Source organism: Pseudomonas sp. AC136 (genome assembly GCF_979258585.1).
The window spans coordinates 547,416-557,688 of the sequence record NZ_OZ409865.1 but is presented as its reverse complement, the minus strand read 5'-3'; the positions used below and the strand labels follow the sequence as shown (position 1 = coordinate 557,688).

9 protein-coding genes are annotated in these 10,273 nt (G+C 62.0%); 4 read left to right on the top strand and 5 right to left on the bottom strand.

All coding sequences use genetic code 11. The features are described 5' to 3' along the window. The first annotated feature begins 1 nt into the window (after position 1). The 4 genes from ACZZZU_RS02455 to ACZZZU_RS02440 all read left to right on the top strand — a co-directional run bounded on the left by ACZZZU_RS02455 (position 2) and on the right by ACZZZU_RS02440 (position 4,471). Positions 2 to 682: a heavy metal response regulator transcription factor gene (locus ACZZZU_RS02455; RefSeq protein WP_463549620.1), complete on the top strand. Its 681-nt coding sequence runs from the start codon at positions 2 to 4 to the stop codon at positions 680 to 682. Beyond that, complete coding sequence (locus ACZZZU_RS02450) at positions 672 to 2,054, top strand: heavy metal sensor histidine kinase (RefSeq protein WP_463549619.1); 1,383 nt, start codon at positions 672 to 674, stop codon at positions 2,052 to 2,054. The genes ACZZZU_RS02455 and ACZZZU_RS02450 overlap by 11 nt, the downstream gene beginning before the upstream one ends. Positions 2,055 to 2,501: 447 nt before the next feature. Next, the gene (locus ACZZZU_RS02445) at positions 2,502 to 3,671 is read left to right on the top strand and encodes an integrase core domain-containing protein (protein ID WP_463549367.1); all 1,170 of its coding nucleotides are present in this window, start codon (positions 2,502 to 2,504) and stop codon (positions 3,669 to 3,671) included. Positions 3,672 to 4,042: 371 nt separating this feature from the next. Continuing rightward, on the top strand, positions 4,043 to 4,471 hold the full coding sequence (locus tag ACZZZU_RS02440) for a YqaA family protein (protein ID WP_463549618.1): 429 nt from the start codon (positions 4,043 to 4,045) through the stop codon (positions 4,469 to 4,471). 2 nt (positions 4,472 to 4,473) lie between these two features. Here the strand turns inward: ACZZZU_RS02440 and ACZZZU_RS02435 are convergent, their stop codons facing one another. The 5 genes from ACZZZU_RS02435 to ACZZZU_RS02415 form a co-directional block, all read right to left on the bottom strand. After that, on the bottom strand, positions 4,474 to 4,971 hold the full coding sequence (locus ACZZZU_RS02435; RefSeq protein ID WP_463549617.1) for a DUF4174 domain-containing protein: 498 nt from the start codon (positions 4,969 to 4,971) through the stop codon (positions 4,474 to 4,476). Between the two features lie 227 nt (positions 4,972 to 5,198). Next, the gene (locus tag ACZZZU_RS02430) at positions 5,199 to 5,645 is read right to left on the bottom strand and encodes a DUF934 domain-containing protein (RefSeq protein ID WP_463549616.1); all 447 of its coding nucleotides are present in this window, start codon (positions 5,643 to 5,645) and stop codon (positions 5,199 to 5,201) included. Beyond that, positions 5,642 to 7,309: a nitrite/sulfite reductase gene (locus ACZZZU_RS02425; RefSeq protein ID WP_463549615.1), complete on the bottom strand. Its 1,668-nt coding sequence runs from the start codon at positions 7,307 to 7,309 to the stop codon at positions 5,642 to 5,644. The genes ACZZZU_RS02430 and ACZZZU_RS02425 overlap by 4 nt, the downstream gene beginning before the upstream one ends. A 98-nt stretch (positions 7,310 to 7,407) precedes the next feature. Beyond that, entirely contained in the window at positions 7,408 to 8,748 is a 1,341-nt protein-coding gene (locus ACZZZU_RS02420; protein ID WP_463549614.1) for an LLM class flavin-dependent oxidoreductase, read from the bottom strand. Then, positions 8,741 to 10,270, bottom strand: coding sequence for an MFS transporter (locus ACZZZU_RS02415; RefSeq protein WP_463549613.1), 1,530 nt, complete (start codon positions 10,268 to 10,270; stop codon positions 8,741 to 8,743). The genes ACZZZU_RS02420 and ACZZZU_RS02415 overlap by 8 nt, the downstream gene beginning before the upstream one ends. Positions 10,271 to 10,273 lie beyond the last annotated feature (3 nt).

The window sequence follows — 10,273 nt, the reverse complement described above, 5'->3', positions numbered from 1 at the left end:
CATGCGCATTCTGATCATCGAAGACGAAGAAAAAACCGCCGACTACCTGCACCGTGGCCTCACCGAGCAGGGTTACACCGTGGACGTGGCCCGCGACGGTATCGACGGCCTGCACCTGGCGCTGGAAAACGACTACGCCGTGATCGTGCTCGACGTCATGCTGCCCGGCCTCGACGGCTTCGGCGTGCTGCGTGCGCTGCGTGCGCGCAAACAAACGCCGGTGATCATGCTCACCGCCCGCGAACGCGTGGAAGACCGCATTCGCGGCCTGCGTGAAGGCGCCGACGATTACCTGGGCAAACCGTTCTCCTTTCTCGAACTGGTCGCCCGCCTGCAAGCCCTCACCCGGCGCAGCGGCGCCAGCCATGAGCCGGTGCAAATCAGCATCGCTGATCTGGCCGTCGACCTCATCAGCCGCAAAGCCACGCGCGCCGGCCAGCGGCTGGACCTCACCGCCAAAGAGTTCTCGTTGCTCAGCGCACTGGCCCGCCACCAAGGCGAAATTCTGTCGAAAACCGCGCTAGCCGAAATGGTCTGGGACGTGAATTTCGACAGCGACGCCAACGTGGTGGAAGTGGCGATCAAACGCCTGCGCGCCAAACTCGACGGCCCGTTCGCCGGCAAATTACTGCACACCATTCGTGGCATGGGCTATGTGCTGGAGAGCCGCCATGGCGAGTGAGGCCACGCCGCTGAGTAAATCCATCGCCTTGCGCATGAGCGCGTTGTTCACGCTGGTGGCGTTGTTGGTGTTCCTGTTGATTGGCGGCGCGCTGTACCAGCAGGTCGACAAGGGCATGAGCATGCTCCCCGACGCTGAACTGGACGCGCGCTACAGCGTGCTCGAATCCGCCGTTGACCGTTTCGGCACGCCGGAACACTGGCTGAAAATCACCAACAAACTCACCCTGCTCAGCGAAGAAGACAAACGCATCCGCTTTTGGGTCGTGAGTGGCAACCCGGCCTATGAATTCGGCGCGCCGACCCCGGCCATTCGAGCATTTGCCGCTGGCCCGCTGGGCATTCGCGAGCTGGTCACCGACGACCGCGCTTACCCGCAGAAAGTGCTGGTCAGCCAATTCGAAGCCAAAGACGGCCGCCCGCCCCTGCGTTTTTTGATCGCCATCGACACCGAAACCTTCTGGCAAACCCAGCATCACTTACTGATTGCCCTGCTGAGCCTGGCGGTGGCCGGCGTGCTGCTCGCGTCCGCGCTGGGTTATTGGGTAGCGCGGGTCGGCCTGCGGCCCTTGATCAAACTCTCGGCGGAAGCGGAAAAACTGACGCCGCCGAGGCTATCGGGCCGCTTGCAACTGTCATCCCTGCCGCCCGAACTTCAGCAATTTGCCAGTGCCTTCAACACCACCTTGGGCCGTGTGGAACAGGCCTACACCCGCCTCGAATCCTTCAACGCCGACGTCGCCCATGAACTGCGCTCGCCGCTGACCAACCTGATCGGCCAGACCCAAGTCGCCCTCACCCGTGGCCGCTCGGCGGAGCATTATTTTGAAGTGCTGCAATCCAACCTCGAAGAACTCGAACGCCTGCGCTCAATCATCAACGACATGCTGTTCCTGGCCCGCGCTGACCAGGGCGACAAAGCCACGCAGCTGACCACCACCTCGTTGGCCGCTGAAGTGGCGACGGCGGTGGATTACCTGGACTTCATTCTCGAAGACGCCGGCGTCGAGGTGCAGGTGCATGGCGACGCCGAGGTGCTAATCGAACGCGCCCATTTCCTGCGCGCGCTGATCAACCTGCTCAACAACGCCGTGCAGCACACCGCTGCTGGGCAGACGATCAATGTGTTTATTGATCGGCAGGGGCAACGGGTGAGCATCGGTGTGGCCAATCCGGGCGAGGTGATTGTGGGCGAGCATTTGCCGAGGCTGTTTGAGCGGTTTTATCGGGTGGATGCGGCGCGTTCGAACAGTGGGGCGAATCATGGGTTGGGGTTGGCGATTGTTAAGGCGATTGCGTTGATGCATGGGGGGGAGGTGTTTGTGGACAGTCGGGATGGGGTGAATACGTTTGGGATGTATCTGCCGGCGTGAGGCTGGCGTTGTGCCGATTCGGTCCAGAATTTCCGGTCCTACACGCCCGTCGTAAAAGCCTCCGTCATCCCCGCGCAGGCGGTGGTCCGACAATTCGGGATCCAGAGTGTTCAGCCGTACACCGGTGTGAAGTGCGCAGGTATTCATTACCGCGTGTGCCGAACGCGGCGAAGCCCAACGCAATAGTCGCCCCAACCTCCGTCATCCTCGCGCACGCGGGGATCCAGTATTTCCCGCCGTACACCGGTATGAAGTGCGGAGGTATTCATTACCGCATGTACTGAACGTTTTGTTTCGCGCCTTACGCGCGAGTCACTTTTGTCATTGCCACAAAAGTAACCAAAAAGTCTAGCTCCGGTACGACTCACCCACATAGGTAACAAATCAGTTCAACCACATGGGTAACAGTTTTTAACCTAATGGGGTCTCCCTCAGGAGGGTGCCCTCATGCCGTGGCGAGAACTGAAACCTATGGACGAGAAAGTGTTGTTCATTGCTGATTACCTCAGGCAGGTCAGCAGCTTCACTGCGTTGTGCGAGCACTTCGGCATCAGTCGAAAGACCGGCTACAAGTGGGTGGAACGCTACAACTTAGCCGGCATGGAGGGGTTGGCTGAGCAAAGTCGGCGGCGTCGCGAACAGGTGTGCACGCCATTTGTTATCCGCGAGTACATCCTTGATCTAAGGCGCCGATCTGCGGTTGAACTGGGGCCGAAGAAGATCCAGGCACTCGTGGAGCAGCGATATCCTGGGCAAAGTCCTTCCCGGACCACGATCTACAGCATCCTCAAACAGGCGGGATTGGTCACGCCCCGCCGGCTTCGTAAGCGGGTACCTAGCTATCCAAAGCCGCTTAAATCGACCAACGAACCTAATGAACTCTGGAGCGCCGACTACAAAGGTCAGTTCCTGACTCAGGACGGGAAGTGGTGTTATCCGTTGACGGTGATGGATCACGCCAGTCGTTTTCTGCTGGCTTGCGAAGGCATGTCCGGCACACGGCTAAAGGAGACCAAGTCGGCTTTCGAAGATTTGTTTCGCTGCTACGGATTACCTTCGCGCCTGCGAACAGACAACGGCACCCCCTTCGCTAGCGCTGGCAAAACAGGTCTAAGCCAACTCTCCATTTGGTGGCTACGGCTGGGCATCATTCCTGAACGAATAGCACCTGGCCGCCCCGAACAGAATGGGCGCCACGAACGTATGCATCGGACGCTGAAACGGGCCGTCACTCACCCCTGTTCTGCGCATATGGCGGAGCAGCAAAGGCAGTTCGACCTGTTTCGTCATAATTACAATGAGCAGCGGCCGCACGAAGCGCTAAACCAGAGCACGCCCAAAACCCATTACCAGAATTCGCCACGGCCATACCCGGAACGCTTGCCGGAGCCGACATATCCTGGCTATGTCGAACCGCACCGGGCCGACTGCAGCGGGATCATCAATCGCCACGGTATGCGCATTTATGTGGGGTATCTTTTAAGGCACGAACTAATTGGGCTGGAGCAAATTGGCGATGATCTTTGGGCCGTTCATTTCGGCCCGGTTGTGATAGGTAGGCTGGACGAAAGGGAGCAGAAGGATGGGTATCTATCCTTGAAAGTGTCACCCATGTGATTGAACACTTTTGTTACCCATGTGGTTGTCTCGTACACTCCTACCTTGGCCCTCCGCTGCGCTGCGGGTTCCCTCGCTCCGTCGTTACTCCGGGGGCACGGCGAGACGGGCCATCCATGGCCCGACACGCCTTTCGCGGCTCCCGGCCGCTCAACCCCCTACGCAACGACTCCACTCGGCCTGCGATAAACCTAGCGAGGTAGATCACACGCAAGATCAAAAGCGGTGAAGCAAGATCAAAATCTCGCGGCTAAAGCCGCTCCCACAGATTGCGCAGATTTTGTAGGATCGGCTGGGCGGCATTCCGCTTTAGCCGCAATGCTCTTGATTCGCCTAGACCGCCCCGGACCCAATCGATACAGTCCGCCCCCATGCTTATCCCCTACCTCAGCCTATTCGCCAGCGCCTTCATCGCCGCCACCCTGCTCCCTCTGCAATCGGAAGCCGTGCTAGCCGGCCTGCTACTCACAGACCGCTACTCAACCGCAGCGCTACTACTCGTAGCCACCCTCGGCAACGTACTGGGCTCGCTGGTGAATTGGGCACTTGGCCGTGGAATCGAACGCTATCGCCAACAACGCTGGTTCCCCGCCAACGAACAGCAGCTGCAACGCGCCCAGGGGTGGTACCAGCGTTACGGCTGCTGGACGCTGCTGCTCAGCTGGCTGCCCATCGTCGGTGACCCGCTGACCCTGATTGCGGGCGTGATGCGCGAACCGCTGTGGCGATTCGTGCTGCTGGTCACTATCGCCAAAGCCGGCCGTTACCTCGCCCTGGCGGCCGTGGTGCTCTACGCCTAACGCTAATCATCCAGCGGCGCAGGTGCCGGTGCCGGTGCCGGTGCCGCAGCGTCCGCCGGCTTGCTCGCTTCTCTCTCACGCATCGGCATCTCATCCACCGCGCTAAATAGTTGCTTCGGATCGATGGCGCCGGAGTGTTCCAGCTTCTTCTCGCCATCTTTGCCAACCAGAATCACTTTCGCATCGGCGCTGGCGCCCAGCTTCAGCGCGCGAATCAGGGCCATGGTGCTTTGCGGGTCGAGGTCTTTGCCGTTGCGTTGGCCGATGGTGTTCACCACGGTGTAGAGCACCATGTTGCGTTCTTTAAACGCGGCTTCGTTAGCCGGCTCTTTCAGCGCGGCCAGCAGCTTGACCAGTGCGGGATCGGCGCTGCTGTTGGCGATCACGATCAGCGGCCGCGCCTGGCCACGGTCGGCGGCGAGCGGGCTGTCGGTATCGTCGGCAAACGCCAGGCCGCTGAGCGCGACCATCAACGCCAGACTGAATGAGCGCAAAAACATACACACCTCCGTTGAAAAAACCGTCCCGTCAAAGATTGCCGTAACGGGGCAAAGGTTCACTGGACGGTGGAGATGGGCGGGAATTTTTTCGGTTAATGGATGGGCGATTGTGCACGCAGCCCCCTCACCCTAACCCTCTCCCCGAGGGGCGAGGGGACTAAAAGCAGACCGCGTTTTGGCTCCCCTCTCCCGCTAGCGGGAGAGGGGCTGGGGGTGAGGGTCGGCCTTTACTCGCTGCCCTCACCCGCCCGCCGTCGAAACAACGGCCGTGGCTCAATGGCCGAACGCCCATACACCACGCTCATGCCCGCCAACCCTTTCAACGCATCCTCTACAGACTTGTCCGCACGCACGGCAAAGCTGTCGAAGCCGCACTGGCGCATGTGGCTAAGCTGATCGCGCAACACATCGCCCACGGCGCGCAATTCACCGCGCCAACCCAAGCGTTGGCGCAATAAGTACGCCTGGCTGTAACCGCGACCATCGCGAAAGCTGGGAAAGTCGATGGCGATCAACGCCACGTCAGCGAATGGCAGGTCGAGCGTTTCCACGTCATCGTCCGGCCCCAGCAGCAAGCCGTTGCCAGGCTGCCAGGCAGCCAGCGGCACAATTGGGGTGGCGTCGGCCCGGTCGATCACGGCCTGGCCATTGATCAAGCGAATCAGGTTGCTCATGCCACCACCTCCGCCCGGTAGACGCGTTCTTTAAACGGTTCCAAGCCGATGCGCTGCACGGTATCGACGAAGCGTTCCTGCACTTCCCGGTAGTCGGTGAAGGTATTCACGATGCGTTCGATCACCTGCGGCACCTGCTCGGCGGCGAACGAGGGGCCGATGACTTTGCCCAGCGCGGCCTGCTGCCCCTGCGCGCCGCCCAGGGTGATCTGGTACCACTCGCTGCCGTTTTTATCGACGCCCAGAATGCCGATGTTGCCGATATGGTGATGGCCGCAGGCGTTCATGCAGCCGGAGATGTTCAGGCTCAGATCGCCGATGTCGTGCAGGTAGTCGAGGTTGTCGAAGTGCGCCTGAATCGCTTGCGCCACGGGGATGGATTTGGCGTTGGCCAGCGAGCAGTAGTCGCCGCCCGGGCAGGCGATCACGTCGGTGAGCAGGCCGATATTTGCTGTGCCCAGCCCGTGCTCGCACGCGGCTTGCCACAGGGTGTAGAGGTCGCGTTTGCGCACGTCGGGCAGCACGATGTTTTGTTCGTGGGCGATGCGAATTTCGCCAAAGCCCAATGCCTCGGCCCAATTCGCCACGGCGTCCATCTGTTCGGCCGTGACGTCTCCGGGTGGCAGCGCGGCGCCAGGTTTGGTCGAGAGCACCACCGAGGCATAACCCGGCACTTTATGGGCGTGCACGTTGCGTTCGGTCCATTGCCCGAAGGCGTTGCTGTTGGTCAGCTGCGTGCCGAAGTCCAGGTCGACGGTTGGCAACTGCTCATAGGCGGGCGGCACAAACGCGGCGGCTACGCGCTGGTATTCGGCTTCGGTCAGTTCGGCCGGGCCGTCTTTGATGTGTTGCCACTCGCGCTCCACCTCGGCGGCAAAAGCTTCGATGCCCAGGGCTTTCACCAGGATTTTGATCCGCGCTTTGTATTTGTTGTCGCGCCGGCCGTGGCGGTTGTACACGCGCAAAATCGCTTCCACATACGACAGCACGTGCTGCCAGGCCAGGCCGTCGCGAATCGTCTGCGACAGAATCGGCGTGCGCCCCAAACCGCCGCCCACCATCACGCGCAGCAGCAGCTCACCGGCGTCGTCGCGGTACAGGTACAGGCCGATGTCATGCATTTGCACGGCGGCGCGGTCTTCGTGTGCCGCGCACAAGGCAATTTTGAATTTGCGCGGCAGGAACAGGAATTCCGGGTTCACCGTGGACCACTGCCGCAAAATTTCTGCCAGCGGGCGCGGGTCGAGCAATTCGTCTGCCGCCACGCCAGCAAACGCCTCGGTGGTGATGTTGCGCACGCAGTTGCCGGAGGTCTGAATCGCGTGCATCTGTACCTCGGCCAGGCGCGCAAGAATGTCTGGCACTTGCTCCAGTTCAATCCAGTTGAATTGAAGATTTTGCCGGGTGGTGAAGTGGCCATAGCCACGGTCGTAGTCGCGGGCGATGGCCGCCAGGCAGCGCAACTGCACGGCACTCAGCGTGCCGTAGGGAATAGCCACCCGCAGCATGTAGGCGTGCTTTTGCAGGTACAGACCGTTCTGCAACCGCAGTGGCAGAAACTCGTCTTCGCTCAGTTCACCGCTGAGCCGGCGCTGCACCTGGTCGCGAAACTGCTCGACGCGCTCGAACACCAGCGCCTGGTCGTAATCGTCGTATTGATACATGCATCTGCCCCCGAATAATGCCAGGGACTATGCCGTGCCTGCCGCCTTACAAAACAGCGGCAGATAACGCGATTAAATGCGGATCAGATGCCGACACTTCAGCCGGCAAAGTGCCGATTGGCCACGCGCTGCAAGCCCAGGTTCTCGCGCAACGTAGCGCCTTCGTACTGCTCGCGAAACAGCCCCTGGCGCTGCAATTGCGGCACCACCTGATCGACAAAATCATCCACGCCGCCCGGCAAATGGGTGAACAGGATATTGAAGCCGTCCGCCGCCCCTTCGTGGTACCACGCGGCCAATTCATCGACGATATGCGCCGCTGTGCCGACCACCAGGCGATGGCCGCCCGCCCCTAACGTGCGCAGCAACTGGCCGACCGTGGGCCGTTCGCGGCGGATCAGGTCGAGCACCAATTGCTGACGGCTTTTGTGCCGCTCGGTAGTGGGCGGCTGTTCCGGTATCGGTACAGGTGCGTCCAGCGGCAACGCGGCCAGATCAAAGCCCAGGTCGAGCAGAAAGCTCAGTTGTTTGAGCGCGCTGCGGGGGTCGACCAATTCCAGTAACTGCTGATGTTTTTCCTCGGCCTCGCTGGCGGTGCGGCCGACGATGGGCGACACGCCGGGGAAGATTTTCAGCGCATCCGGCGTTCGTCCAAAACCGGCCGCGCGCGCGTGCAAGTCCTGATAAAACGCCTGCGCCTCGCCCAGGGTTTGCTGCGCTGTAAACACCAACTCGGCGCTGCGGGCCGCCAGTTCCCGGCCCGCGTCCGACGAGCCGGCCTGGGCAATCACGGGCCAGCCCTGCACCGGACGCGGCGCGTTCAGCGGGCCTTGCACCTGGAAGTGCCGTCCACGGTGGTTGAGCCTGTGCATTCGCGTCACATCGAGCCAGGTGCCGCTGGCTTTATCCAGCACAAAGGCATCGTCGGCCCAGCTGTCCCACAGGCCGGTGACCACGTCGAGAAATTCCTCGGCGCGCTCGTAGCGTTCGGCGTGGGCCAGGGGTTGGTCGCCGTTGAAGTTCTCGGCGCCGACCAGCGCTGTGACCAGGTTCCAGCCGGCGCGGCCGTTGGACAGTTGGTCCAGCGAGGCGAAGCTGCGCGCCAGGTTGTACGGCTGGTTGTAGCTTGTGTTGGCGGTGGCGATCAGGCCGATATGGCGGGTCACCATGGCCAGCGCGGGCAGCAGAATCAGCGGGTCCCAACGCAAGCTATACGGCCCGCGCGCCAGCACCTCGGGGGCCAGCTCGCCGACGCTGACGTTGTCGTTAAGAAACAGCGCATCGAAGCGCCCGCGCTCCAGGGTTTGCGCGTAGTGCTGGTAGCGCTGAATGTTCAGCGAGGCATCGGCGTCGGCCTGCGGGTGGCGCCAGGCGCCGGTGTGGGCGCCGCTGCCAGACAAGAACGCGCCCAGGCGCAAACGTCCGTCTGCATTAGCCATGGGCGTGCTCCGGCGTTTCCACGGCTTGCGCCGACTGGCGACGCAGCAACAGCATCACGCCGGTAAACGCCACAGCCAGCACCACGGCCAGGAACACCATCACCGCCTGGTAACCGTGCAAAAACGCCTGTTGAACCCAGCCATTGAGCACCTCCGGCGCCTGGCTCAGGTGCTCTTTCAGCAAAGCCACGCCCTGCTCCGGCTGGGCCACGGCGGCGTTGACCCAATCGGCCTGACTGCTGCTGACAGCGCTCAGCTCGCGCGCGGCGAAAAAGCGGTACACGCCCACACCTATCGCCAGGCCAAGCCCGCCGCCAATGTTGTGCAAGGTCATCAGCGAGCCCATGGCCACCGAGCTGATGTTCGCCGGCACCGAGGTCATGCCCAGCACCGTCGAGGGTCCCAATACGCAGGCCCAGCCCACGCCCATGAGCGCGAAGGCGCCGAGCAGGTAAACCAGCGAGGTGTGGGTGTCGAAGCCCGTTTGCAGCAAGGCGGATACGACAAACAGCGCCAGGCCTGCCTGGATGAGTAACGCCGGCCCTTTGCGGTCGACCAAACGCCCCACCACCGGCGACAGCACCGCCACGCCCAGCGTCGTCGGCAGCAATAAAAGCCCGCTGGTTTGCACGCTGTCGCCCCGGATCAGCGCCAGGTACAACGGCATCACAAAGAACGCCAGGCAGTAGAAAACCGCGAGGGCAAAGCTGGCCACAACGGCCGCCACAAAACGGCGATTGGCAAACAGTGTCAGGTCGACAATGGGCGCCCTCACCCGCCGCTCCACTTGCATAAACGCCACCAGTGCCAGCACCGCCACGACCAGCAAGGCCAGGCTTACCGGCGACGTCCAACCCCAGGCGCCGCCCTGCACAATCAGCAGCACCAGGCTTGGCAGGCCGATCAACAGCAACAGCGCGCCCCAGCCGTCCAGGCCTTGGCCCTCGCCCCGCGACTCGTCCACCGCCCAGGCGCAAATCGCTAGGCTGAGCAGCACAAACGGCACGTTAAGCAGGAAAATCCATTGCCAGCCCAACGCACTGGCAATCACCCCGCCCAGCACCGGGCCGCTGGCCAAGCCCACGCCGTTAACGCTGAACAGCACGCCAAAAGCGCGTCCTTGTTCACTGGCCGGGAAGGCATTCGCCACAATCGCGCCAGAGGCCGTGTACAGCACCGCGCATGCCAAGCCCTGGGCGACGCGGGCGGCGATCAGCAGGTCGATGCCCGTGGCGACGCCGGCCGCGAACGACGCCGCGCCGAACACGGTCAGGCCGATAAACAGCACGCGCTTGCGCCCGTACAAATCGGCCAGCCGACCGACCAGCACCATAAAACTCGACAACGCCAGAATGAAGCCGTTGATCACCCACTGCAGCGCCTCGAACGAGGTGCCAAGGTCGGCCTGTAATGCCGGCAAGGCGGTGTTGACGATGGTGAAATCAACGCAGCCCAGAAAGCTGGCGATGCTCACGCCAAACAAGGCCCACCATTTGCGTTGCGGTTGCGCAAAAACGCCCATGGA